This window comes from Streptosporangium sp. CA-115845, from assembly GCF_050943795.1.
Taxonomy (GTDB): Bacteria; Actinomycetota; Actinomycetes; order Streptosporangiales; family Streptosporangiaceae; genus Streptosporangium.
In genome coordinates, this window is record NZ_CP191988.1 from 598362 (window position 1) to 623411 (window position 25050).

Annotated in this window: 23 protein-coding genes; 13 read left to right on the forward strand and 10 right to left on the reverse strand. The window is 68.4% G+C overall.

All coding sequences use genetic code 11. The annotated features are described in order from the left end of the window. The first annotated feature begins 31 nt into the window (after positions 1–31). The 3 genes from nuoN (at position 32) to ACQP0P_RS04905 (ending at position 3093) form a co-directional block, all read left to right on the forward strand. Positions 32–1531, forward strand: a complete 1500-nt coding sequence (gene nuoN, locus ACQP0P_RS04895; protein ID WP_433381696.1) for an NADH-quinone oxidoreductase subunit NuoN — start codon at positions 32–34, stop codon at positions 1529–1531. A gap of 14 nt (positions 1532–1545) precedes the next feature. Then, positions 1546–2541, forward strand: a complete 996-nt coding sequence (locus ACQP0P_RS04900; RefSeq protein ID WP_433371426.1) for a polyprenyl synthetase family protein — start codon at positions 1546–1548, stop codon at positions 2539–2541. 150 nt (positions 2542–2691) lie between these two features. Continuing rightward, the gene (locus ACQP0P_RS04905; RefSeq protein ID WP_433371429.1) at positions 2692–3093 is read left to right on the forward strand and encodes a MarR family winged helix-turn-helix transcriptional regulator; all 402 of its coding nucleotides are present in this window, start codon (positions 2692–2694) and stop codon (positions 3091–3093) included. Positions 3094–3096: 3 nt separating this feature from the next. Here ACQP0P_RS04905 and rarD read toward each other — a convergent pair whose 3' ends face one another. Next, positions 3097–4014 (reverse strand): EamA family transporter RarD, encoded by a 918-nt coding sequence (gene rarD / locus ACQP0P_RS04910; RefSeq protein WP_433371432.1) that lies wholly within the window; start codon positions 4012–4014, stop codon positions 3097–3099. A gap of 136 nt (positions 4015–4150) precedes the next feature. Between rarD and msrA the strand changes: the two genes are divergently transcribed. The 5 genes from msrA (at position 4151) to ACQP0P_RS04935 (ending at position 7415) form a co-directional block, all read left to right on the forward strand. Further along, entirely contained in the window at positions 4151–4813 is a 663-nt protein-coding gene (msrA, locus tag ACQP0P_RS04915) for a peptide-methionine (S)-S-oxide reductase MsrA (protein WP_433371435.1), read from the forward strand. Between the two features lie 141 nt (positions 4814–4954). Continuing rightward, a complete protein-coding gene (locus ACQP0P_RS04920) occupies positions 4955–5230 on the forward strand; it encodes a hypothetical protein (RefSeq protein ID WP_433371438.1) in 276 nt (91 codons plus the stop codon). Between the two features lie 213 nt (positions 5231–5443). Beyond that, positions 5444–6079, forward strand: coding sequence for a GNAT family N-acetyltransferase (locus ACQP0P_RS04925; protein WP_433371440.1), 636 nt, complete (start codon positions 5444–5446; stop codon positions 6077–6079). 512 nt (positions 6080–6591) lie between these two features. Further along, positions 6592–7062 carry a hypothetical protein gene (locus tag ACQP0P_RS04930; RefSeq protein WP_433371443.1) on the forward strand — a complete coding sequence of 157 codons (471 nt, stop codon included), beginning with the start codon at positions 6592–6594 and terminating at the stop codon, positions 7060–7062. Beyond that, on the forward strand, positions 7059–7415 hold the full coding sequence (locus ACQP0P_RS04935; RefSeq protein WP_433371445.1) for a hypothetical protein: 357 nt from the start codon (positions 7059–7061) through the stop codon (positions 7413–7415). Before ACQP0P_RS04930 ends, ACQP0P_RS04935 begins: the two co-directional genes overlap by 4 nt. Before the next feature lie 609 nt (positions 7416–8024). Here the strand turns inward: ACQP0P_RS04935 and ACQP0P_RS04940 are convergent. Then, a complete protein-coding gene (locus tag ACQP0P_RS04940) occupies positions 8025–9218 on the reverse strand; it encodes a 5'-nucleotidase C-terminal domain-containing protein (RefSeq protein ID WP_433371448.1) in 1194 nt (397 codons plus the stop codon). A 345-nt stretch (positions 9219–9563) separates the two neighbouring features. Continuing rightward, the gene (locus ACQP0P_RS04945; protein WP_433371451.1) at positions 9564–10547 is read right to left on the reverse strand and encodes an NAD(P)-dependent alcohol dehydrogenase; all 984 of its coding nucleotides are present in this window, start codon (positions 10545–10547) and stop codon (positions 9564–9566) included. A 147-nt stretch (positions 10548–10694) separates the two neighbouring features. Between ACQP0P_RS04945 and ACQP0P_RS04950 the strand changes: the two genes are divergently transcribed. Then, a complete protein-coding gene (locus ACQP0P_RS04950; RefSeq protein WP_433371454.1) occupies positions 10695–11444 on the forward strand; it encodes a DUF2306 domain-containing protein in 750 nt (249 codons plus the stop codon). Between the two features lie 87 nt (positions 11445–11531). Here the strand turns inward: ACQP0P_RS04950 and ACQP0P_RS04955 are convergent, their stop codons facing one another. From ACQP0P_RS04955 to ACQP0P_RS04975, 5 genes are all read right to left on the reverse strand, one after another. After that, on the reverse strand, positions 11532–12188 hold the full coding sequence (locus ACQP0P_RS04955) for a response regulator (RefSeq protein WP_433371457.1): 657 nt from the start codon (positions 12186–12188) through the stop codon (positions 11532–11534). Then, complete coding sequence (locus tag ACQP0P_RS04960; protein WP_433371460.1) at positions 12185–13324, reverse strand: sensor histidine kinase; 1140 nt, start codon at positions 13322–13324, stop codon at positions 12185–12187. The genes ACQP0P_RS04955 and ACQP0P_RS04960 overlap by 4 nt, the downstream gene beginning before the upstream one ends. A 270-nt stretch (positions 13325–13594) precedes the next feature. Then, the gene (locus tag ACQP0P_RS04965) at positions 13595–14251 is read right to left on the reverse strand and encodes a hypothetical protein (RefSeq protein WP_433371463.1); all 657 of its coding nucleotides are present in this window, start codon (positions 14249–14251) and stop codon (positions 13595–13597) included. 20 nt (positions 14252–14271) lie between these two features. Next, positions 14272–14832 (reverse strand): RNA polymerase sigma factor, encoded by a 561-nt coding sequence (locus ACQP0P_RS04970; protein WP_433371465.1) that lies wholly within the window; start codon positions 14830–14832, stop codon positions 14272–14274. Positions 14833–15129: 297 nt separating this feature from the next. After that, positions 15130–15945 (reverse strand): AfsR/SARP family transcriptional regulator, encoded by an 816-nt coding sequence (locus tag ACQP0P_RS04975; protein ID WP_433371468.1) that lies wholly within the window; start codon positions 15943–15945, stop codon positions 15130–15132. 210 nt (positions 15946–16155) lie between these two features. Between ACQP0P_RS04975 and ACQP0P_RS04980 the strand changes: the two genes are divergently transcribed. The 4 genes from ACQP0P_RS04980 (at position 16156) to ACQP0P_RS04995 (ending at position 23666) form a co-directional block, all read left to right on the forward strand. After that, positions 16156–17709 carry a hypothetical protein gene (locus tag ACQP0P_RS04980; protein ID WP_433371471.1) on the forward strand — a complete coding sequence of 518 codons (1554 nt, stop codon included), beginning with the start codon at positions 16156–16158 and terminating at the stop codon, positions 17707–17709. 276 nt (positions 17710–17985) lie between these two features. Continuing rightward, the gene (locus tag ACQP0P_RS04985) at positions 17986–19332 is read left to right on the forward strand and encodes a PAS domain-containing protein (RefSeq protein ID WP_433371474.1); all 1347 of its coding nucleotides are present in this window, start codon (positions 17986–17988) and stop codon (positions 19330–19332) included. A 67-nt stretch (positions 19333–19399) separates the two neighbouring features. Next, positions 19400–22450, forward strand: coding sequence for a BTAD domain-containing putative transcriptional regulator (locus ACQP0P_RS04990; RefSeq protein WP_433371478.1), 3051 nt, complete (start codon positions 19400–19402; stop codon positions 22448–22450). Positions 22451–22502: 52 nt separating this feature from the next. Further along, on the forward strand, positions 22503–23666 hold the full coding sequence (locus ACQP0P_RS04995; RefSeq protein WP_433371481.1) for an FAD-dependent monooxygenase: 1164 nt from the start codon (positions 22503–22505) through the stop codon (positions 23664–23666). A 41-nt stretch (positions 23667–23707) separates the two neighbouring features. Here the strand turns inward: ACQP0P_RS04995 and ACQP0P_RS05000 are convergent, their stop codons facing one another. Next, complete coding sequence (locus tag ACQP0P_RS05000; protein WP_433371484.1) at positions 23708–24388, reverse strand: VC0807 family protein; 681 nt, start codon at positions 24386–24388, stop codon at positions 23708–23710. Continuing rightward, a complete protein-coding gene (locus ACQP0P_RS05005; protein WP_433371487.1) occupies positions 24385–25017 on the reverse strand; it encodes a TetR/AcrR family transcriptional regulator in 633 nt (210 codons plus the stop codon). The genes ACQP0P_RS05000 and ACQP0P_RS05005 overlap by 4 nt, the downstream gene beginning before the upstream one ends. Positions 25018–25050 lie beyond the last annotated feature (33 nt).

Here is a 25050-nt window from a genome sequence, read left to right on the forward strand (position 1 = left end):
CCCGACAATCGAGTACGCGCTGCTCGCGCCGATGCTGCTGGTGTTCGGCGCGGCGATCATCGGGGTGCTGGTCGAGGCGTTCGCGCCCCGCTACCTGCGCAAGTCGATCCAGATGCCGCTCACGCTGCTCGCCCTGCTCGGCGGGTTCGTGATGACCGTCCTGTCCGCCCTCAACGGCCTGCCGGACGCGCCGGCGGCCATGGGGTCGATCGCGGTGGACGGCCCCTCCCTGTTCATCTGGGGCATCATCCTCGTCCTGGCGCTGGTCAGCACGCTCCTGATCAACGACGAGGACCAGTTCGTCGCGCAGGCGGCGGCGGTACCGGGAAGCCCGGACGAGGAGGAGGCGATCCTCAGCGGACACGCCCAGACCGAGGTCTACCCGCTGCTGCTGTTCTCGGTCGGCGGCATGCTGCTCTTCGCCTCCGCCAACGACCTGCTGGCCATGTTCGTCGGCCTTGAGGTCATGTCCCTGCCGCTGTATCTGCTCTGCGGTCTGGCCCGCCACCGTCGCCTGCTCTCGCAGGAGGCCTCGGTCAAGTACTTCCTGCTCGGCGCGTTCTCCTCGGCCTTCTTCCTGTACGGCATGGCCCTGGTCTACGGCTACGCCGGGTCGGTGGACCTGAAGGCCATCAGCGCCGCGCTCACCAAGGTCAGCGGTCAGGAGACGCTGCTGCTGCTCGGCCTCGCGCTGCTCGGTGTCGGCCTGCTCTTCAAGGTCGGAGCCGCGCCGTTCCAGGCCTGGAAGCCCGACGTCTACCAGGGAGCGCCCACCGCGGTCACCGCTCTGATGGCCTCCACGGTGCTCGTGGCGGCCTTCGGCGCGGTACTGAGGGTCTTCTGGGTCGCCCTGGGCGGCCTGGAGTGGGACTGGAAGCCGGTCATGTGGGGCATCGCGATCCTGACGATGATCGTCGGTGCGATCCTGGCCATCACCCAGACCGAGATCAAGCGGATGCTCGCCTACTCCTCGATCGCGCACGCGGGCTTCCTGCTCACCGGCGTCGTCGCGATCGGCGCCGCCGAGCAGAACAGGCATGCGCTGTCGGCCATCCTGTTCTACCTGGCCGCGTACGGCTTCACCACGGTCGGCGCCTTCGCGGTCGTCACCATGGTCCGCGACGCGGGAGGCGAGGCCGGGCATCTGTCCCGCTGGGCCGGTCTGGGCAAGCGTTCCCCCGTTCTCGCGGGTATTTTCGCCTTCTTCCTGCTGGCCTTCGCCGGCATCCCGCTCACGAGCGGCTTCTTCGGCAAGTACGCCGTTTTCTCGGCGGCGGTCGCCGGAGACGCGCTGCCGCTGGTCATCGTGGGTGTGGTCAGTTCGGCGATCGCCGCGTTCTTCTACGTCCGGGTGATCGTGCTGATGTTCTTCAACGAGCCCGCCGTCGACGGGCCGTCCATCGCGACGCCCACGGTGGGCACCTCGGCTGTGGTCGCCCTCGCGGCAGCGGCTACGGTAGTGCTAGGGGTTTTCCCGCAGCCGGTGCTCGATCTCGCGGATCAGGCTGCGTCCGCGTTGTTCATTCGCTAGAGGAGTAACGGTTCATGGCTGCGCCACCGGTTGTTGATCTTCCGTTCGTCGACGAACGGTTGGCGCAGGACCTCGCTACCGGACTGGCCGAGGTCGAGAAACTGCTGCGGTCCTCGGTGGAGAGTGAGGACGCCTTCGTCACGGAGGCGTCCAAGCATCTCATCGAGGCGGGCGGCAAGAGGTTCCGGGCCATGCTGGTCCTGCTCGCCGCCCAGTTCGGCTCACCCGCGGCGGCGGGAGTGGTGCCCGGTGCCGTGGTGATCGAGCTGACCCACCTGGCGACGCTCTACCACGACGACGTGATGGACGAGGCCCCGGTCCGCCGGGGCTCTCCGTCGGCCAACGCCCGCTGGGACAACACCGTGGCCATCCTGACCGGCGACTACCTGTTCGCCCAGGCCTCGGAGATCCTCGCCGACCTTGGCTCCGACGTCATCAGGATCCAGGCGCAGACGTTCTCCCGCCTGGTCCGCGGCCAGATCCGCGAGACCATCGGCCCCCGCTCCGGCGAGGACCCGGTGGCCCACTACATCGGGGTGCTGGCCGACAAGACCGGTTCGCTGATCGCCACCTCCGGCCGGTTCGGCGCCATGCTCAGCGGCGCCACGCCCGAGGTGGTCGAGCGACTGACCCGGGCCTGCGAGGCCATCGGGGTCGCCTGGCAGCTCGGCGACGACCTGCTGGACGTCGCCTCGGAGACGGCCGAGTCGGGCAAGACGCCGGGCACCGACCTGCGCGAGGGCATCCGGACCCTGCCCGTGCTCTACGTCCTGGCGTCGGACAACCCCGAGAGCGCCCGGCTGCGCGAGTTGCTGGCCGGTCCGGTGGCCGAGGAGGACATCGAGGAGGCCCTGCGTCTGCTCCGCGCCGACCCCGCCATGGGACATGCCCGCGCCGAGCTGATCGACTGGGCCGACCGTGCCCGCGAGGACCTCGCGGGCCTTCCCGACATCCCGGCCCGTGTCGCCTACCTGGCCCTCTGCGACTACGTCGTCGAGCGCTCCGGCTGAGCGCCGGTCCAGGACAGGACCCAGCCCGGCCCGGCGACAGCGCCGAGCCGGGTTTTTCGTGTTTCTTCCACGATATTGCTTGCAGGGCAAAGCAAATAATGTATGTGCATGTAGACTCCTCCCGGATAGCACACTCCAGGAGGAATCACCATGTCGTGGGACCATTTCGCCCTCTTGCACGCACGCGTGGAGGCGGAGTTGGCCAAGGCACTCCAGCGCGGTCACGGCCTGGGGTTGTCGGAGTACCGCGCACTGATCCAGCTCGCCACCGTCTCCGACGGCTCCATGCGCATGCAGGAACTCGCCGAGGCGGTGGGGCTCAACCAGAGCTCGGTGACCCGCCTTGTCGCCCGTCTCGAAGGGGCCGGGATGACCCGGCGCAACCTCTGTTCGGACGACCGGCGCGGCGTCTACTCGGTGATCACCGACGAGGGGCGCAACCGCCTGGCATCGGCCAGGCACACCTACGAGCGCTCCCTGAGCGCCGCGCTGGAGCAGGCGGGCGTCGACCCGGTCTTCACTCCCCTGGTCCTCGCCGTACGCGGCTCCTGAGGCTTATGAGGCGTTCTGTACGGCTACCTGCTTGGGCGCGCGGCGGGCCTGAGTGGCCGTCCTGAGGCTGTCCCAGGTGAAGACCGACAGCGCCAGCCAGATGATGGCGAACCCCACCCAGCGGCTGGGCGGCATGACCTCGCGCATGACGACCACCCCGCACAGGAACTGCAGGATCGGGGCGATGTACTGCAGCAGGCCGATCGTGGTGAGAGGTACCCGAAGCGTGGCGGCGGTGAAGCAGAGCATCGGAACGGCGGTGACCACACCCGCTCCGGCCAGCAGGAGCGCGTGGCCCGCCCCCCAGTTGCCGAACGTGCTCGTCCCCTGCTGTCCCAGGTAGGCCAGGTAGCCCAGCGCGGGCAGCAGCAGCACCAGCGTCTCGACCGTCATGCTCTCCGCCGCACCCACCCCGGCGATCTTCTTGACCAGGCCGTAGGTGCCGAAACTGGCGGCCAGCGCCAGCGCGATCCACGGCGGCCGCCCGTAGTCCACGGTCAGCACGACCACCGCCACCGCGCCCAGCCCCACCGCGGCCCACTGCCACGGCCGCAGCCGCTCCTTCAGTAGCAGAACGCCGAAGAGCACGCTGACCAGGGGGTTGATGAAGTAGCCGAGCGCGCTCTCGACCACGTGCCCGGTGTTGACGGCGTAGATGTAGACGCCCCAGTTGATCGTGACGAGCACCGCGGCCAGGATCAGAAGGCCGATCTTTCTCGGGGTGCGCAGAAGCCCGCGGAACCAGGACCAGTGGCGTCGTACCGCCAGGATGGCGACGACGGCGACCAGGGACCAGGCGATGCGGTGGGCCAGGATCTCCAGGGCGCCGGAGGGCTTCAGGAGCGGCCAGTAGAGCGGGAACAGGCCCCACATTGCGTAGGCGGCGATCCCATAGAGAACTCCACGGCGTGTTTCAGGCATGACCCCTATCTTTGCTCCTTACTCGATTTAACACAATTTAGCTGTGCTTTTCGATCAGTTAAGAAACGCTTGTGGGAACACGGGGGAGTCGCCCTCGGTTGCTTCCTGGTGAGAACGTGTCAGGAGGAGGTTCGCAATGGGCTGGCTGTTCGGCAAGGACAAGACTTCCATGGTGTCCCCGGAGAACGCGCTGCCGGGCCGTGCCACCAGGATGGCGGTGCCCGGGCGTCATGAGGTTCTCGATGCCCCGCTGGCTCCGCCGTACCCCGAGGGGAGTGAGATCGCGGACTTCGGCCTCGGCTGTTTCTGGGGCGCCGAACGCATTTTCTGGCAGACCCCGGGTGTGGTCTCCACCTCCGTCGGCTACGGGGGCGGCTACACCCCGAACCCGACCTACGAGGAGGTCTGCACCGGCCAGACCGGTCACACCGAACTCGTCCGCGTCGTCTTCGACCCGGCCCGGGTGTCCTACGAGGAACTGCTGCGCGTCTTCTGGGAGTCGCACAACCCCACCCAGGGCATGCGCCAGGGCAACGACGTCGGCACGCAGTACCGCTCGGCGATCTACTTCCACTCACCCGGGCAGGAGAAGGCCGCCCTGACCTCGCGTGACGCCTACCAGAAGGTCCTCACCGACTCCGGCTACGGCGCCATCACCACCGAGATCGCCCCCGCCGGCGACTACCACTTCGCCGAGCAGTATCACCAGCAGTATCTTCACCGCAACAAAAACGGGTACTGCGGGATCGGCGGAACGGGCGTTGCCTGTCCGGTCGGCCTGACCTCCGGCGAAGCGTAGACCTGCGAAGATGCTCAGAACCTGGCTCGTGATCGCCCGGCGCGCCCGGAGTCGATCATGGGCCAGAGAGTTGTACACCTCCGGGTGGCTTCACGGCCGCTCGGGGTGGGAGTGGGCCTGTGGAGTGCGTAGGGTGGCGTCGTGACGGAAACAGCGGCCACGGGCTACGACTGCCTGTCGTCTTGCCTGGTTCCGGAGAGCGAGCTGCGGACATTGGATGACCGGCATGTGCTTGCTGCGGCGATCAAAGTAGGGGCACGGGGCATCGTCACGTCAAATCTCAGGGACTTTCCTTCAGAACACTTGGCGCCCTGGGAGATTGAGGCCAAGTCTCCCGATGACTTCGTGCTGGACCAGATCGATCTCGATGGACGAGTGGTCTGGGCCTGTGTTCAGCAGAGTCTCACCACATGGTGAGCGCCCTTCGGCATTCCGAAGGCCGCGCCACTCCCACGCGTGGTCGCGCGTCACCAAGCCCTCGTTACGGGCTTTCCGGTCGAGGTAAAACAGGTTGGACAGAGGGCTCGCCGTCGGGATTATGGAGGAGTGTCGCGGAGTTCCCTGGATCGCGCGTGCCGGCTGTGGGCGAGCTTGGCTCGTGTCCCTGTCACGTTCCCCGTGCGTGGAGGCGTGACCGTGGTCGTCTCTCCCGAGTCGTGGTTGTGTCCGTCGGGATGGACGGGCATCGTCACGTTGGACGGGGCCGCTCTGGTCACGGTGCCCGACGCCGGTTTGATCGAGCCGTTGCGTGACGTCCTGCTCGGCGATCTTCACGAAACCGGCATTGATCTTTCGCGGCTCCCCGCCGGGCTTCCGGTCCGCGACGTCTTGGGCCCGGCAACGCTTGCGTACCTCGATGCCGATGACTTCGCTGCCGCCCGCGTCGACGCTGAAGTCGAACGTCTGTCAGCGGGTCATCGCGATGTCGACGGCCTGGTGGCCTCGGTGGACAAGAAGGATGCCGATGAAAGCGGGATGGAGGAGGTCGCTTCGGCGGTCTGGGTGATCCGTGAAGGCCGGAATGTGATCGCCGCCGCCGGGTATCGCCCATGGTTGAATACAGCGGCGCAGCTGTCCGTCTTGACCGCTGCGAAGTATCGCGGCCGTGGCCTGGCTCGCTTGGTAGCCTCGGCGGCGGTGGCTGACGCCCTGGTCAACGGATTGCTGCCGCAGTGGAGAGCGCGTCCGGAGCCGTCGCGACGAGTCGCCCGAGCCCTCGGTTTCCGGGAGTTCGGCTCGCAGATCAGCCTTCTCGTGAAGCACTGACCGTCGGCCCGCGCTCACCTCGACCTGACCTTCACGCGAGAGGGAACGGCCCAGCCGTGGGATCTGCGGCGCCGGCCGGATGGAGGTGAGATCCGCCGAGCCCCGGCCTTGTGGTTCCGGAGCTTCGAGGGCTCCGGAACCCGCGCCCAGGCCCTGAGGGTCGCCGCGCCATCGACGGAACCAACGTCAAGCCAGGTGACCCGTCCGAATGGGCCGCCTGCCAGACGGCCTGGTCCCGACCGAGGAGTGGTTTTCTGGGTTTCACCTGTGCGGCTCGCGCCCGATTCCTGGTCGTGAGCCGTGTCCGTCTGTGCGGCTTCGCCGTCGCTCCTTCATCGAAACAGAAACTGATCGAGGGCAACCTCCCAAGGCTTGCTGCACGACTCATGGCTGTTCTTCGCGGTGCGAGTCGTCTGACGACTCGGCCTGCCCGGCTTGCTGACAGGTGATGGTGTGGCGCTCCTTGCCACAGTTCGCCGACTTCAGAATGTGTTCTGACTTACGATGGCAGGGTGAGCACCAGCAACGCCGACGCCGTCACCTTCTCGGACCTGTCGAGAAACCCCCGGGCCGTCGCCGAACGCGCCGCGCGCCTCGGTCGAGTACGCGTCACCCACCGCGATGCCCCGGACTTCTACTTGACCGCCGCCGACCGTGAGGATCAGCGCGGGCAGACGCTGGCTACGGCATCCCGTCTGTTCCTCGCCCTCATCAAGCACGATCCGACCGCCCGCGCGCTGGTCATCGCCATGCCCGAGGTCTTCCCCTGGGTTCGCCACCTCACCTCCGCCGAACTGCGTGCCTTCACGCTCGAACTGGTGGAGGCACTCTCCGACGCCGCGGAACTTGATGTCGATGTCACCACGCAGGAGGTCATCGCGGGCTGGCGGGCGACCGCTCGGATCAAGGCCGACCCCGCGCACTACGCCCAGGCTCGCAATGCCACAAGCGGCGACTTCGGGCCGGTAGAGGTCTCAGCGTGAGTCCGAAGCGTGGTGACCGGGTCACGGTCCCGCCTCCGGACGACGAATGGGATATCCGGTTCGGTATCAGTGACGCGGTCAAGGGATGGGAGGAGTTGTGCCGTCACGCCCTGGGCAACACACGCCGATGTTTCGAGGCGCTACGCGCTGATCCACGCTCACGGGCGGATCATGAACGTCAACATCGCCTACGCGGCGACCTCGCGACTCATCGTCATAATGGCAAGGACCTGGAGCAATGGGAATTCGAGGTCACCAGCGGCGGGCGCGTCCGCTATGCCATTGATGACGCCACTCGCACTGTCTGGATCGTCTATGCCTCACCCCGTCACCCGAAAGACACCGACGGCTGAAACCGGAGGCGGGAATCCAACCAGGTGATCTCTTGTCCAGACCGCGGTAGCCTTCCGAACCCCGGTGGCCACTGCGACATCGGCGGCGCCGGTGTCTCTTGCCCGGTTGACGGCGGGTGAACGAAGCGGTCTTCGGCGAGGTCTCGGTCCTCTGGGCCGAGCGCCTCGGTCAGTCGTTTCCGAGCATGGGCGAAGTCCTCGCCGATGCTTACCCGGCCGGCATCGTGACCTCGTACGCCGGCTCTCAACACGGCGTCCTTGACGAGGAGCGGCGTCGTGTCTTGAGCTCGTGTGCCCGTGATCTGCGATGGATCCTAGGGAGGCGCGTGCTTTCATGGTCCGATCGGCGCGGATCGCCGGCCTGATCTTGGGCCGGGCGATGCTGTAAGAACCTCATCGCCGGTAGCCGCGGCGACAACCTTCTCTGTGGGGTAAATCCGTGGGCCCGGCCCTGGAAATCCCCGCGGAAACGTCTTGGGGAAACTCGCGCGCACCGAGCTTCTCAAAGTACGCATAGTTTGACTGACGGCGAATCGCCGGACGGAATGCATTCCGCCCGGCGATCGGCCCGGCCGTCCGGTGTTATACCCGCCCGGCCGGTCGGGTCACTCATTGAATGGTGACGCGGTCCCCCTTCGGTGCCTTGACCGGCGAGTTTTTCGCGATGTAGGACGCCAGCGCTCCCCTGTCATCCGGCCCGCCGCGATAGACGCGGGTGCTTCCCTCCCATCTCGGGAAGCCCTGCGCACCGCCCATCAGTATGTAGTTGGCCGCGATCTTGATCACCTGGGTGTCGGTCACCGGAACGCCGTTCAGCGTGATCTCGGTGACCGCTCCACCGGACAGCGTGTAGCGAAGCGAGGCCGAGGGGGTCAGCATCCATCCCGAGGGGTTCGGATGCGCCAGCAGCTTCTTGAGCTGTGCGCCGGTCATCGCGTTCACGTCGACGGCGAGCCCGGCGGGCTGGGCGGTCCACAGTTCCGGATAGGTGACCGGACCCGCATTCAGGTCCGTACGGAACCCGTACCTGCTGACGAGGGCGACCTGTGCGCCGGAGACGGCCTCGACCGCGTCCAGGTAGGCGTCGGCGACCAGTTCGGCCAGCGGGCCGCCACCGGCGGTCAGCGCGATCTTCTCGGCGGTGGCGCCGAACCTCTCCTTCTCCCCCGGCGGACCGCACTCGAAGTAGTAGAGGGTGTTGGATGTGAGGCCGTTCGGCTGCCTGATCTCGATCCGCACCGAGGTCTTGCCCGTCTCCCAGCCCCAGTCGAGCGTCTCCAGCACGGTGCTGAACACGGCGCCGTGGTCGGCCGGCACGTTGACGGTCTTCCATTCCTCGGTGCCGACGAGTCGGTACTGGACGACCTGCGCACCGTCGGGAAGCCCCTCGAAGAAGCCGTGGACCTTGAAGGTCAACGGGCACTTCGACGCGGTGGTCCGGTCGAAGACGATGGTGGCCTTCCGCACGAGATTCTGAGTCGGCTCACCACCCTGCCCGGGCGGTGGCGTGTCCACCTCCGCGGCGGAGGTGGACACGGAGTTCCACACGTCGCCGCTCTTGTGCCCACCGGCGCAGTCGGCGGCGAACGAGGCCCGCTTGGAGGTCTTCTCCACCGGCGCGAACAGGCGCACCGCGCCCCAGCCCCGGGCGTCGCCGGTGACCTTGATCGATGCGGACAGCCGCACCGTCTTGAGGCCCGTGCCGCCGACCCGGTACGTCTTGGTCCTGGTGGTGTCTCCGTCGCTGAAGATCCACATGTACTTCAGCGCCACCGGCGCTTGGACCTGAACCGTGGTGGACAACGTCACGACCGTCGGGCAGACACCGCTGTGCGTCTTCGGCGAAGCGGAAGCCGTGCCGAAAACGGCTGGTTTCGGTACGGCATGCGCCGTCGGAACAAAGGTGCCGGACGCCAGGGCGATAATGGCCACCAGCCCTCCGATTCGGCGCCCAGCCCTGCCTAATAATCCCACAATATTCCCCTTTTATGATCTGCGACGACGAATCGTGGCAGATCTAGATATACAAGGAATAACGGATTGGTCCGTTTCCTTGGAGGAACAGATGGTAGCCGGGGCGGCCGACAGTTCCGCGAGGGGCGAAAGACGGACCTCGGCCGCCCGTCATGCACGCGGCGGCCGGATGACTCAAACCGTGACGACGACCTTTCCCGGGGCGTGTCCCTCTTCCAGATATTCGACGGCCGCCGGGATCTCCTCGAACGAGTAGTGCCGGTCGATGACCGGGGTGACCTTTCCGTCCTCGATGAGCTCGGTCAGCGTGATCAGGTTCTGTCTGTTCTCCGTGCATCGGGTCGCGTCCGTGAGGGCCATCCGCTGGGACACGAACGGCGACATCGCAAGCACCGAGAACACGTGACCGAGAGGTTGCAGCCATCGGCCGCCCGGCCCACCGACGACGACGTGGGTTCCCCGAGGGGTCAACGCCCGCCGGCACGCCCATGCCGGGCGGCTTCCCGCGATGTCCAGCAGGAGGTCGTAGCGCCGTCCACTCCGGGTGAAGTCCTCCTCGGTGTAGTCGACGACCTCTTTCGCGCCGATCGATCGGACCAGGTCGACGTTACGCGTGCTGCAGACGCCGGTGACCTCCGCGCCGAACGCTCGCGCGATCTGCACGGCGAACGTGCCCACCCCTCCCGAGGCCCCGTTGACGAGGACCTTCTGCCCCGGCTGGATTCGTCCATCGTCGCGCAGGCCCAGCAGGGCGGTGTTGGCCGCCATCGGCACCGCCGCCGCCTGCTCGAACGACAGGTTCTTCGGCTTCGGCGCCAGTTCGGATTCCCGGACGCACACGTACTCGGCGAAGCCGCCCTGTTCGAGCACCGCGAACACCTCGTCGCCGGGGCGGAACCCCGTCACGTCCTTGCCGACCGCCTCGACCTGACCGGCCATGTCGGCGCCCAGGATTTCGAGCTTCGGGTTGCGCAGTCCGAGGCCGCCCATCAGACGCGCGATGTACGGCTCGCCTCTCATGTTGTGCCAGTCGTACGGGTTGACGGAGGTGGCCCGCACCCGGACCAGCACCTCGTCGTCGCCGGGGACGGGCTCGTCGACGTCGGTGAGGTCCAGGACGTCAGGTGAGCCGTATGAGCGCAGAACGAACGCCTTCATCGTTTCTCCTCTCGCTGAGGAGCAATGTAGAAGTCCTGTGGACAGGGCTCATCGGCCGAAAGTACGCCTGTTTGGGGGATGATCGGCTGGTTCGGGTCGGGCCGTTCTGTCGATGAACCGCGTCGCCTCGATCGTCATGATCGGGGCATGACCGACGAGAGCACGACGAAACATCTCCCGTTCCCCGGGGCGCCGCGAAGCGGCCGCCCGGCAGACGACCGGAACGGAGCGGGGACTTCCCCCGCGGCCTCCTCCACGAGGGCGGGGTGGTTCTTGCCCGCCGCGCTGATCCTGCTCAGCGCCGTTCCCATGGTCGCGGGTGCCGTGCGCCTCAACGAGCTGGTCGGTGGTGCGGCGATCACGCCGGAGAACGCACGGTTCTTCGCGGCCCCCCTGCCCGTGCTGACGCACATTTTCTGCGTCAGCCTGTACAGCGTTCTGGGGGCTTTCCAGTTCGCTCCCCGTTTCCGCCGCCGGAGACCTGCCTGGCACCGCGTCGCCGGGCGGGTTCTGGTCCCGTGCGGACTCGTCGCAGCGCTTAGCGGTCTTTGGATGAGCCTGTTCTATCCCCGCCCCGTTGGCGACGGCGATCTCCTCACCGGGTTCCGGCTTGTGTTCGGCACGGCCATGACCATGTTCATTCTCCTCGGCCTCGCCGCGATCCGGCGACGGGACGTCGCCAGGCACCGCGCCTGGATGATCCGCGGTTACGCGATCGGTCTGGGCGCGGGCACGCAGGCGCTGACCCATCTGCCCTGGTTCCTGTTCATCGGTACACCTGGGGAGTTCCCCAGAGCCCTGCTCGTGGGCGCCGGGTGGGTGATCAACCTCGCGGTGGCCGAGTGGTTCATCCGTCAGCGGCCGCTCAGTTCGCCCCGTACTCTCGCGGGCCGGTGACGGGATGTTCCCACAGGCGAGGGCAGGCGGACCCCGATCCGCCACCGCCGACGCCGGTCATGACGTGGGAAAGCCGGAACTCGTCGCTCAGTTCTTGACGCGGTTGGTCTCATAGGCCCACATGGCGATCTCGACGCGATTGCGGGCACCCAGCTTGGCCATCAGGCTGGCGATGTGGGACTTCACCGTGCTGAGAGAGATGTGCATCTCGTCGGCGATCTCGCTGTTGGTCCGTCCACGTGCCACGGTGGCCAGGATCTGTTCCTCCCGGGCCGTGAGCGCCTCGATGGGGCGCACCGGCGGTGTGGCGGGCACGGTGCGGGCGAAGGTTCCCAGCAGTCGTGCGGTGACGCTCGGGGCGATGAGCGCGTCGCCGTTCGCAGCGGCGTGGACGGCCTGGGAGAGCAGGCCGGCTCCGGCGTTCTTGAGCAGAAAACCCCGGGCACCGGCTCGCAGCGCGGCGTAGACGTACTCGTCGAGGTCGAAGGTGGTGATGACGACGACGGCGAGGGGGTCCTGGACGCCCGGTCCGGCGAGGGAGCGGGTGGCTTCGATGCCGTCGAGGCCGGGCATGCGGATGTCGAACAGGCACACGTCAGGGCGTAGGCGCCGCGCGAGCTGGACGGCTCGCCACCCGTCGGCGGCTTCGCCGACGACCTCGATGTCCGGCTGGGCGTCGAGAATCATGGTGAGCCCGGTGCGGACGATCTCCTGGTCGTCGGCGACGAGCACCCGGATGCTCATGTCACCGCTCCGGTCCGGGGCAGTACGGCGGTCACGGTCCAGCCTCTATCCGGGGCGGGGCCGGCTTCGCAGGTGCCGCCCAGCAGGTCAGCACGTTCGATCATGCCGATGAGCCCGTATCCCGGTGACCCGGCCGGGCGTACCAGGCCGCTGTCGCCGTCGTCGCTCACTCGCAGGCGCACCGATGTGTCGTCGGCGGCGACGCGAACCTCGATGCGGGTGGCGTGACGGGCGTGCCGTCGAGCGTTGGTGACCGACTCCTGGGCGATGCGGTAGATCGCAGCCTCGACCGACAGGGGAAGGTCACCGATGTCGTCGGAGATCTCCACGTCGACGGACGGGCCGGAGCGGCCTGGGCTCGCGAACTGTTCGAGGTCGGTGATGCGACGGCCGGGTGTCGGCTCCGCGGGTTGGTCCCGGCGCAGGAGGCGGACCAGGGCGCGCATCTCGTCGAGGGCGCGTGCCGCCTCGGCCTCGATCACGTGGAGTGCCTCGGTCGCGGAGTTCGGCCGCGACGCCGAGGTGGCGATGCCCGCCTGTGCCCGGATCGCCATCGCCGAGATGTGATGGGCGACGGTGTCGTGCAGGTCGCGGGCCAGCCGTTCGCGTTCGAGCAGCTTGATCTGGTCGAGCTCGCGCATTCTCGCCCCGGCCCGGTAGCGGAACGTCCCGCCCAGGGCGACGGCCGAGAACGTGACGGCGAACGCGCCGACCGTGTCGCCGAGGGTGAGGCGGCCGGAGAACAGCGAGAGGGAGACCACGACGAGCATGATCGTCAAACCGATCGCGACCTCGCGTCCCGACCCCCACCGGAACAACGAGTACAGCAAGACCAGTACGTACACCATCGTGTACGTCTCCAGGGCGTCGCCGTCCATCAGCAGCGGGGCCAGGCTCGTGGTGGCGAAGACGATCACGACCATCAGCAGCGGCCTGGTCCGGCGCCACAACAGCGTGGGCATCAGTCCGATGGTGAGAACCAGCGAGAGGGCTCGCCACGGGAGGTCCGGCCGGAACATCCCTTCGAGCGCCGCGAGCAGCACGAGCACGGCCACAAGCGCCCAGTCTCGCCATACCCGCGACGGAGGGTCGGGGGGACGGGGCTCGTTCCACACGGAGCGAAGAAAACCCTCCACCCAGTCATGGTACGAGACACCTGCCGCTCGCCGAGGGTTCCGTGCGGTCTTCTCACGATGCGGTCGGCATCCTGGTCAGGTGTCGCGCCAACCGCTGCCAATGGATCGCGCAGTTCGTCCGGCGGCCACCCGTGGTAGCCGCCGTCAGGGGTGGGAAGGTGATGTCCGTCATCGGAGCCGCATACCGGCCGCGCTGCCCGGGTCGGACCTGGTCCGGTCGCTCGCTCCGGCGGATCACGTGGCGCCTGCCGTGCTCCCGCCCGGCGAGGGTCAGCTACCAGGCGGCGGGTATGCCCCGGGGTTCGTCCCGGGGTCGGGCATCTTGCTCCAGGACGGGTCGTCGACGACTTTGCAGGGCTTGACCGGACCGGTGACGAGGTAGCCGCTGAACTGCCACAGGGCTCTGGGCTTCTCCGGGCCCGAGGTCTGGTCCTCGTTCTCGGTGAACTCCATCACGGCTGTCTGCCCTGGCTTGATGTGCTGCGGACTGATCCGCACCTCGCCACCGCCCATCCTGAACGCCTTGCCGTTCGGCGAGTTGTCGATGGCTTTCCTGATCCTCTTCTGGACCTCGGGATCCCTGCTGTTGAGCTCCTCCTTGGAGAACGAGGGGCCTGCGTCGGTGTGGCCGCGGTCGGGGGCACACCGGGTGCCGGGCTTGACGTAGGAGACGTCGGCGGTCAGACCGAGTGCCGCCAGGTCCTTCTCCACCTGGGCGGGGTCCCTGAACTCGTTGATCTTCAGGGTGATCGTGCCGTCGGTGTTTTTGGTGACCGCGTAGGCCGGGGTCCCCGACCCGTTCAGGAACGGCACCGCGACGGCCGCCGCCGCCGCGATCCCGGCCACCGCCGCTCCGGCGAGCAGGCGCCGCCTGACGAGCAGGCGTCGAGCCTTGTTCCGGGCGACGATCTCGGCTTTGAGTTCCATCAGTACGTGCTCCTTGAATTTCATCGCATTCCTTCCATGACGAAGGGAGCTAGCCCCGGCACGTTCCTGAGCGTGCGGCGGGCGCGGTGCAGCCTGGCCCTGGCGGCCCCCTGCCGGATGCCCAGAGCGGCGGCCGCCTCGCTGATCGTGAGCTGGTCGATGACGACCAGTTCGAGCATCGCGCGATCACCGTCTGGTAGTCCGGCCATGGCCTGGAAGGCCCGCCTGGCCACGCTCTCCGCGTCGATCCGCGCTTCGAGTTCGGCGACGTCGTCGGAGTCGAGCGGCCTTCGTCCGCCTACGCGATCGGCCAGTCTCGTCTCCTTGAACGCCCGCCGCCGCTCGGCCGAGAGGGTTTTGCGAGCCACGCCGTACAACCACGCGATCTCGCTACCGAGTCCGGGCCGGTAGGTGTGGGCGGAGTCGAGCACCGCGACGAAAACCTCCGCCACCAGGTCGGCGACCGTGTTCGGATCATCGACCCTGCGGGCGAGGAACCACGTGATCGCGTCGACGTGGCGCCGGTAGAAGGCTTCGAAAGCCTCCAGGTCCGTAGCGATGTTCGCCTGTCTGCGACGCACCGGCCGTGCTCCCTTCGTCGATTACACCCCTTCTTGGTCAGTGGCCGGGAAAACGTTATGAAAGTAAGCAGGTAGGGCCAAATGTTTCCGCGGGGAGGCGGTCGCGCGGGCTGACCGCGGAAATCGAGTCGCAGGCCGGTCAGCTGGGAATCAGGTCATGATCGGCATGCGGGGCAGTGGTTCCCAAGGAGCGATCGCTCTATCGGGGCGTATCACGGAGTCCATCCCGCCGCCCCGCAAGCGGACTACGAACGGCTCATGTGGCGAGACCGCGCACCGCGTGGGGAACTCCTGGCTCTACCCCGGTGAGAGGTACGCGTGGGTTGAGCCGGCGAAGAGAGGGCGCACCTGCCGCGATCCCGGGGCCGGCAGCAGGGAGGCGTCGCCGTTGAGTATGGCGGCTTCCAAGGTACGCAGTTCCGGTCCCGGTTCGAGGCCGAGTTCTTCGATCAGCACCTGGCGGGCGTTTCGGTAGACCTTGAGTGCCTCAGCTCGCCGCCCGGCGCGGTAGAGGGCAAGCATGAGCTGGGCGTACGGCTTCTCCCGCAGCGGGTTGGCAGTCACCAGATGGCGTAGCTCGCCGACCAGTTCACCGGAGCGGCCAAGGAGAAGCTCGGCCTCTATCCGCGCCTCCGCCACGACCTCGCGTCGCTCGTCGAGCATATTGGCCATCGCGCTGACCGCGCCGCGCCGCGGTACCTCCGCGAACGACGCGTCGCCTCGCCACAGCGCCAGTGCGCCGCCGAACAGACGGCTCGCGGTGGCCTGATCGTCGGCGGCACCGGCCGCCAGTCCGCGATCGGCCATCTCCCCGAAGCTGTCGGCATCCAGCTCTCCGGACCGGACGTCGAGGATGTAGCCATACGTGCGCCGGGCGATTCTGCCCTCGTCGCCCAGTAGCCGCCGCAGGTGATACACGTAGATCCGGAGGTTGTCGCCGGCCGAGCGGGGTGGGCGCTCTCCCCACAGGGCGTCGACGAGGTGGTCGCGTGAGACCGTCTCGTTGGCATGGCACAGCAGTGTCGCGAGAAGCACTCGCTGTTTGGGCGCCGAGATGCCGATGCACCATCCGTCACGCCGTACCTCAAGCCGACCCAGTACGCGAAACTCCACTCTCGGCTCCCCCAGTGAATGTCTCTGCCGGCCCCCAGCACCTGGTAATAACGGATTGCTGATAAGAAAAGTTTCTACGGTGAACTTATGCGGGCAATATACGGTTCCCGCAACGGGGTGCGGTCAGCATGAGCATGCGCGGCGACCACAGGGGCGTCTCCGGAGGAACCGGGGGCGGGTCGCAGGCGCTGTTCAGGGGAGAGAACGCTTTTGAAACACTCACGACTACGGGCCGCCCTCGTGGCGCTGATGGCGGTGCTGCCGGTGCTCGTGATCCCGGCGACGGCGGAGGCTCAGGGGAGCACGACCATCCCTCGGTCCCACTGGGCCTACGTCTCCTCCAAGCATCAGAACAGGACGCACTGGCAGGAGGACCGGGTCTTCGTCGGTTTCCAGGAGAAGCCCAAGGACATCACCCGGGCGTTCTTCCAGTTGGACCTGACTCCGGTCGCCGACGTCGAGCGGATCACCGAAGCCTGGTTCGGCGTGGGGCGGGCCAATTCCTGGGAGTGCGGACGCCGAGATGTCGAGCTCTGGGAGACCGGGGACATCGACTCCTCGACCACCTGGAAGAACCAGCCCAAATGGGAGCGACTGCTCCTGGCCACTCCGGGCGGTACCTGTCTCGATCGGCTGCACTTCCGGATCACCTCGGCTGTCCGGGAAGCGGTGGCCGCCGGAAAAGATCACATCACACTGGGCCTCAAGTCGATCGACGAGACCAACCCGGAGATCAGACACGAACTGTGGAACGACGGCAACCTGGCGGTCACCCACAATGACCGGCCCGACCTTCCCGCCGAGACCTCGGTGACGTCGGACTATGAATCCTGCCAGGCCTCCCCGCAGACCGGGCGGTACGTGAATTCGATCACGCCTTGGCTGGGGGCCAAGCTGTCCGATCCGGACAGGAATTCCTATCCGCAGGTTGTAAGGGGTCGTTTCGAGTGGACGACCCAGGACGGGACCAAGCTGGGGGAGAAAGTCACCGACGTGGAAGACTCCGGCACCCGGCACTGCGTGATGGTGCCCGCCGGGCAGCTCGTCGCCGACTCGTCGTACCGTTGGCGGGTCCGAGCTGAGGACCCGTACAAGGAGGATGGTGAACTGCACTATGACATCGGCGAGTGGACCCCTTGGCAGGAGTTCACCGTCGACCTGACCGCCCCCGCGCAGCCGCCGCTGGTGTCCTCCACCGACTATCCACAGGACGTGCCGAGCGGGCACGTCCATCTGCCGGGCGCGTTCACCTTCACGCCCAACGGCGCCGATGACATCGTGGCCTACTCATACGGCCTTGACGGAGCGTACGAGCACACGCCGGCGGCCGCGGACGGCTCTGTCACCGTCACGGTGAAACCGAGTCGAGACTCCACCAACTGCCTCAGGGTGCGAGGTTTCGACCGGGCGGGCAACTTCAGCCCCGATGCCGAATACTGCTTTGAGGTCAACCGGCTGGAGCACCCGCCCACCGTCTCCTCCAGCACATATCCCGAATTCGGTGGCGGGGGCGAGCCGGGTGGCGGCGTCGGGATTCCGGGCGAGTTCGTGTTCGACGCCGGAGATCTGAGGGACATCGTCACGGTCTTCCGTTACTCCTACAACGATGCTCCGACGGAGGAGGCTCCAGCCGAAAACGGGCTGGCGAAGACGACGATCACTCCCACGCAGACCGATTGGCACACCGTCTACGCCGATGCCCTGGATCGCGACGGCACAGTGGTCTGGAGTTACACCTACTCGTTCGAGGTGAAGACGGGCTGACTCCGCGCGACCCGCGTCCCCGGGACGCGGGTCGCACGGAAAGTCGGCGGACCAGCTCTGGATCCGCCGACTTTCCGTGCGAGAGCCGGCTGATCTACGGCCCGTGCACTCGACCTGGAGAAGGCAGTCCGTGGCCGTACTCACGGTCTGGAACGCGTACGCCGGGAGTCGCCGGAAAGGAGCGCGCGGCCGTGACCTCCACCCGGGGCCGTGGGGTCCGGCTGATATCGTCTCCCAAGATCGGAAAGGCGGACGATGGGTTGTGGCGAGTTGATCGTGCCTAGCGGATCTGAGCAGGTCATCGGCCCGGAGGAACTCTTCTTCTCCACGACGGATCGGCACGGGTTGATCCGCAGCGGGAACTCCGTCTTTGTCCGGACCTCCCGGTTCTCCCTGGACGAGCTCACCGGGGCATCGCACAACATCGTGCGCCACCCCGACATGCCTGCCGGGGTCTTCCGGTTGCTGTGGGACCGCTTGCTCGCCGGGCGTCCAGCGGGAGCCTATGTGCGGAACCTGGCCAAGGACGGCAGCCACTACTGGGTTTTCGCCACCATGACGCCCTCGGCGGAGGGTTTCCTGTCGGTTCGGATGGCGCCGCGGTCCGAGCTGTTCGAGGAGGTCAAACGCATATACAAGTATGTCGCCGACGTCGAGTCCGAGGAGGCCGAGCGCGGTCGGATGAACCGGCGTGACGTGGCGCTGTTCGGTAGGGAACAGATCGAACGGCTGCTGGGAGAGCGCGGATTCGGCTCGCATGACGAGTTCCTCACCGAGGCGCTGACCGCCGAGGTCGCGGCGCGCGGCCGGTTGGCCTCCGCGACCTGTGCCCGGTCCTGGTCGGGGGGACCGATCGCGGAGGTGCTGGCCGGGGCCGGAGCGCTGGAAACGCTGCTGACCGGTCTGGTGGAGCGGCTGGAGAGCTATCGGGTGTTCAGCGACCGGCTCATACGGTCGTCCACCCGGGTGCTCGACGTCGCCCGCCGGCTCGACGAGGTGGTCGCCGGCGCCCAGGTCGCCTCCGAGACGGTCGCCGACACCGCACCGGTGCTGAGCAACGTCGCCCGGGTGATGGCCACGCCGACGCGCACCGCGATGGGCACGCTGGAGCGGCTGGTGCCCAGGCTCGCCACGCTGCGTTCGTACGTCACGGATCTGCGCTTCCGGATCGTGCTGGCGAGCCTGCACAACGACATGGTCGCCGCGTTCGCCGCCGAGGTCGTGGACGGTATCGCGCCGCGTACCTCGCTGAGCGAGGTGCCCCAGCTCTGCGATGCCGTGCAGGAGAGCGTGCTGGAGATGTCGGCCAGGGCACAGCAGGTGAACCAGACACTGCGCGAGGTCGTCTCCGAGATCGCCGAGGCGGGCGAACGGCTCGCGGAGTTCCGCTGGTTCCTTGGGAAGTGGCGGATGCTCGTCCTGCGTCACCGGGTCGAGGGCGCACTCGGTGATCTGGTGCGGCCGATCGACGACGAGTTCGCCGCGATCTGGGACGGCCTGGACATGCTGCACGCGCTGGGCAGGGAGTTCGAGGCCTCGGCAGTGCCGTTCGATGTCCGGGAGCTGGAGGCGCAGGTGGACCGGATCAGGGCCGCGGCCACCGAGTACCGCGACGCGTTCTGAGCCGGCTCCGGCCGCGAGGTTCGCGCTGATCCTCGTGAAGTAGGGCGCATGGGCCACAATCGGTCTCGTGCAGTTCGGGATCCTGGGACCGTTGGAGGTGCGGACGGAGGAGGGGGAACCCGTCTCCGTCGGCGGCCCCCGGTCGCGTGCCCTGCTGGTGCTGCTCCTGCTTGACGCGGGCCGGCTGGTCAGCGTGGACCGGTTGATAGACGGGCAGTACGGTGACGATCCTCCGGCCGGTGCGGCCAACGCGATCCAGGCCCAGGTGTCCCGGCTCCGCCGCGGCCTGCCGCCCGGCCTGATCACGTTTCACCGGGCCGGATACCGGCTCGCGGTCGACCCCGATGACATCGACGCGCACCGGTTCGAGCGGCTCGCGCGCGAGGGGCACAGGCTGCTGACCGCAGGCCGGCATGAGCATGCCGCGAGGGTGCTCAGCGAAGGACTGGCGCTGTGGCGAGGGCCCGCGCCGGCCGGCATGCCGCAGGCGGCCCGGCTGGAAGAGCTACGGCTGGCGGCGCGGGAGGATCTGGTCGAGGCCGAGCTCGCGCTCCCGGAGGGCACCTCGATAGCCGAGTTGCGGCAGTTGGCGGCCGAGAACCCGTTGCGCGAGCGGCTGTGGGGCCAGCTCATGCGGGTGCTGCACGCCTCCGGGCAGCAGGCCGCGGCGCTGGCCGTCTTCGACGAGGTCAGGCGGCTGCTGGCGGACGAGCTCGGCGCCGACCCGTCGCCGGAACTGGCGGCGCTGCACCTGGCGATCCTGCGTGGCGCGGAGAGGCCCGGGACGGTACGGCACCGGCTGCCCGCGCAGCTCACCGGTTTCGTGGGCCGCGAGGCCGAGCTGGACCGGATCGACTCGCTGCGGGACTCCCGTCTGATCACCCTGACCGGTACGGGCGGCACCGGCAAGACGAGGCTGGCCATCGAGGCGGCCCGCCGCCGGACGCGGGATGTGTGCTTCGTCGATCTGTCCCCGCTCGACGACGGAGGTCAGATCCCCCTGGCGGTGCTCGGCGCGCTCGGTCTGCGCGAGGCGAGGCTGCGGTCACCGGTGCCGGACCGGATCGACCCCACGGGCCGGCTCGTGGCGGCCCTGGCAGACCAGGAGCTCCTGCTCGTCCTGGACAACTGCGAGCACGTGATCGCTCCGGCCGCGGCGCTCGTCCGGCGGCTGCTCGACGCCTGCCCGGAGCTGGCCGTGCTGGCCACCAGCCGCGAGCCGCTCGGGCTCACCGGCGAGATGCTCGTCCCGCTCTCGCCGCTGGCCGTACCGCCCCCGGGCGCGGATCTCGACGACGCACTCGGCTATCCCTCGGTGCGGCTGTTCATGGAGCGAGCCGCCGCCGTACGTCCCGGCTCCGTCATGAGAACCGAGGTCGCCGAGATCTGCGGCATGCTGGACGGGCTGCCGCTGGCCATCGAGCTGGCGGCGGCGAGGCTGAGATCGTTCACCGTCGAGGAGATCGTCGCGCGGCTGAAGGAGTACGGCCGGTTCACGCTGCTGTCCCGCGGTGATCGCACCGCGGCGGCACGGCATCGGACGCTGTACGCGGTGGTGGACTGGAGCTGGAGCCTGCTCAGCCCCGAGGAGCAGACGCTGGCCGCGCGGTTCTCGGTGTTCTCGGGCAGTTCGTCCCTGGAGGCCGTCGAACGGATCTGCGGATCCGGCGAGGTGCTGGCCGACCTGGTGGACAAGTCACTCATCGAGGCAGGCGACGGCCGCTACCGGATGCTCGACACGATCCGCCTGTTCTGTGCGGAGCGGCTGGCCGAGGCGGGGGAGCGGGATCGGGTGCGCGCCGAGCACGCCGCCTACTTCCTGGAGCTGGCACAGCGCGCCGACCCGTGGTTGCGCCGGGCCGAGCAGCTCGAATGGCTGGCCCTGCTCTCCGCCGAGCAGAGCAACCTGCGGGCCGCGCTGGGCCGTGCCGTACCGGATGATCCTGAGACGGCGCTGCGGCTGATCGCGGCCCTGGCGGCGTACCAGTGGCTGAGCGGGCGGCGGGAGCAGGCGGTCTCGTCGGCGCTCCGGCTGCTCGAACGGTTCGGCGCCGAGCCACCCGAAGGGCTGGCGGAGGAGTACGTCCTGTGCGTGTTGCAGGCCGTACCGCATGTCCTGCCGGCGCAGTGGGCGCGGGCCGAGGAGATCATGCGGTCGCTGGACCGGGAGCTGCGCTACCCCTTCACGTCCGTGCTGTGGGGCATGGTCGCGGGGCCACCGGCTCCCGGGGCCGGCCTGATGCGGGAGCGGCTGCTCGGCTCCGACCCGTGGAGCCGGGCCGTGGCCATGCTCGGGGTGTCCCTGATGCACCTGCTCGACGGCCAGGTGGCCGATGCCGAGGCAGAGCTGGAGTCGACGCTGGCGAGCTTCCGTTCCGTGGGCGAGCGCTGGGGGATGGCGCAGGGGCTCGAATGGCTGGGAGTGATCGCCGGCTGGCGGGGGGACTGGGCGCGGGCCAGGCGGCTGTGGGGGGAGGCCCTGGATCTGCACGAACAGCTCGGCGCTCTGGACGAGATGGTGGACGTGCTCTGCCGCAGGGCCGACGGGCTGCTGCGCGCGGGCGATGTTCCCGCGGCCCGCGCCGACCTGCGGCGCGCCACCGAGCTGGCGCGCGGGACGAGCGCGTCGCACCGGTCGCCGATCGAGCTGGGCTGGGGTGAACTCGCCCGGCTGTGCCGCGATCACGCACGGGCGCGCGAACACTACGCGGCGGCGCTGGACGCCGCCGGCCCAGGCGGTTACGTCACCGAGAGCATCGCGTCGCTCGTGCTCACCGCGCTGGGACGGCTGGCCGAGGCAGAGGGTGACCACGCGGAGGCCGGGCGCCGTCACGGCGAGGCGCTCGCGCTGGTGCGCACGTCACCGGCGGTGACGATGGATCTCGCCCAGGTCACCGAGGGGTACGCGGGGCTGGCCCTGCTCGAAGGCGCGGCGGAGCGGGCCGCGTTCCTGCTCGGTGTGGGGGTGGCGTTGCGCGGTGCGGCCGTCACCGGCGACCCTGACGTCGCGAGGGTCGCCGCGGGCGCCACGGAGCTCATCGGCGCGGAGGCCTTCGCCGCGGAGTTCGCCAGGGGCGCCGCGCTGAGCCGGGACGATGCGCTGACGGCCATCTCCTGACTGTCAGCCGGTTGTCACCGGCCTGTCAGCGCTCCCGGTGAAGCTCGGGGACATGAGGAACAGCAACGTCCTGATCTCCGGCGCCAGTATCGGCGGCCCCGCTCTCGCCTACTGGCTCAACCGCTACGGCCACACCGTGACCGTGGTCGAGAAGGCCCCTGCCCTGCGCACCGGAGGCCAGGCGGTCGACTTCAAAGGCGAGACCCACCTGTCGGTGCTGGAGCGGATGGGCATCCTGGAGGACGTACGGCGGTTGCAGACCGGCGGGACCGACCAGGAGATCGTCGACGCGAACGGCCGCAGGCTGGCGGTGATGCCCGGCGAGTTCACCGGTGGCGATCTGGAGATCCCGCGCGGGGAGTTGTCCCGGCTGCTGTACGACAGGACGCTCGCCGCCGGGTGCCGGTACGTCTTCGGCGACTCCATCACCTCGCTCACCGAGACCGAGGGCGGTGTCCACGTCACGTTCGAGCACGGCGCCCCGCGGGCCTTCGACCTGGTGGTGGGCGCGGACGGCATCCACTCAGGCGTTCGCCGGCTGGCCTTCGGCCCCGAGGCCGACCATGTCCGCTTCCTCGGCCACTACTACGCCCTGGCTGACCTTCCGCAGCGCTTCGGGAAGACCGCGAAAATGTACAACGAGCCCGGCAGGCTGGTCGCCGTCGGGGGGCCCGGAGCCGATGCCTTCTTCGCCTTCGCCTCGCCGCCGCTCGACTACGACCGCTACGACGTGGAGGCGATGAAGCGGATCGTGATCGACGCCTATGCCGGGATGGGCTGGCAGACCCCCGCGGTCCTCGACGCGGTACGGCAGGCGGACGACTTCTACCTCGACTCGATCAGCCAGGTCCGGATGGAGCGCTACGCCAGGGGCCGTGTCGTGCTGCTCGGTGACGCCGCCTACGGCAACACGCTGGGCGGTTTCGGCACCGGCCTGGCCATGGTCGGCGCGTACGTCCTGGCCGGAGAGCTCGCGGCGGCGGAGGGGGACCATCGGGTCGCCTTCCGGCGCTACGAGGAGGGGTTCCGCGGCTACGCCAGGATCGCCAGGAACGGCAACGCCGGTCCCTTCCTCGCCCCCGGCACCCCGGGCCGGATCCGGATGCGCAACTGGACTTTCCGCTACGGATTCCTGCTGAAGCTGATGCTGTGGCTGACCGACAGGTTCGCGACCAACATAACCCTCAAGGACTACCCGTCGATGGTGCGCCGCTGACCCGGCGCGGGTCAGGACCCGCCGGTCATCGGCGGGCTCCTTCAGGTGGAGGGGGTCGGGGCGTGCTCGCGATTGAGCGGTGCGTACATCGCGCTCCGCCTGTCGAAGAGCCCCACCGTGACGAAGTAGACGTTGCCGATCACCATGAGCGTGATCGACGTGCCGGCGTACAGGGCGGTGCCGAGCGCGGGGACGGCGTCGACCGGCAGCGTGTAGGCCATGACCACGCGCGCCGCGGAGTCGAGGAGGGTGCCGGCGCCCCACAGGACGGTCGTGACCCGCCAGGCCCTGCGGAAGCGGGGGATCCGCTCCCACAGCACGTCCCATGTCTCGCCGGTGCCGCGGACCGGGAACCTGTGCTCCAGCAGCGGCCGGCTGAACAGGAAGGTGAGCGGCATCCCGACCCGCAGGCTGGCCAGGAACCAGAGCCCGACGGCAGCCGTCAGCCACCCTTCCCTGGCGAGCAGGAACCGCTCGCTGCCGCTGATCAGCGACGCCCCCACGCCCAGCACCATCATGGCCGTCATGAAAACGGAGAGCCCGTCGACCCTGCGTTCCCTGACCAGCGTGTAGGTGCCCATGGCCGCGGGCGCCACGCTCGTGACGAGCAGGGACAGGTAGACGCTCATCCCGGCCGAGCGCAGCACGTAGTACAGGACGGCCGGTACGAGCAGGTCGACCAGCAGGCGCAGCAGCGTGCGCCTGCTGCTCGGGGCGCTCACGGCCCGCTCCTGGTCGCCAGGTCGAACAGCGTCACCAGCTCCTCGGCGCAGGCGGTGAGGTCGAGGTCGGGTCTGGCCTCCAGCAGGAACGGCAGGCCGTCCAGGGCGCGCTGCACGGTCGCCGCCATGACGAAGGTGTCGAAGTCGCGGAACTCGCCGCCGCGCTGCCCGTCGCGCAGAATGCGCTGGAGGTGGCCGAGGACCTCGTTCTCGTCGCCCTCGTCGTAGGAGCGACTCGCTCCGCCCTCGTCGCGGAAGTTGAGGAAGATCTCCATCATCGCCCGCATCCGTGGGCGGTTGTCCGCGATATACGCGACCAGCGCGGTGATGTAGGTACGCAGCGCGTCACGGGCACAGGTCACGCCGGCCATCCGCCCGGCCATGAACCGTCCGATGTGATCGTGGAACTCGGCGACGGCCGCGCTCATCAGCTCGTCCTTGCCGGCGAAGTGGTACGAGATCAGGCGGGTGCTGCTCAGCCCCGCCCGTTCGGCGATCCGGGCGAAGGACGCCTGGCCGTAGCCGAGCTCGGCGATCGTCTCGACGGTCGCCGCGATGATCTGGGCGCGCCTGGCCGCGCCGGTGAAGGAGTGCTCGGCGGGTGTTTCCCCACGCTGGCTTACTTGCATGAGTAAAAAATACGTCATACGAGTAACACGCGC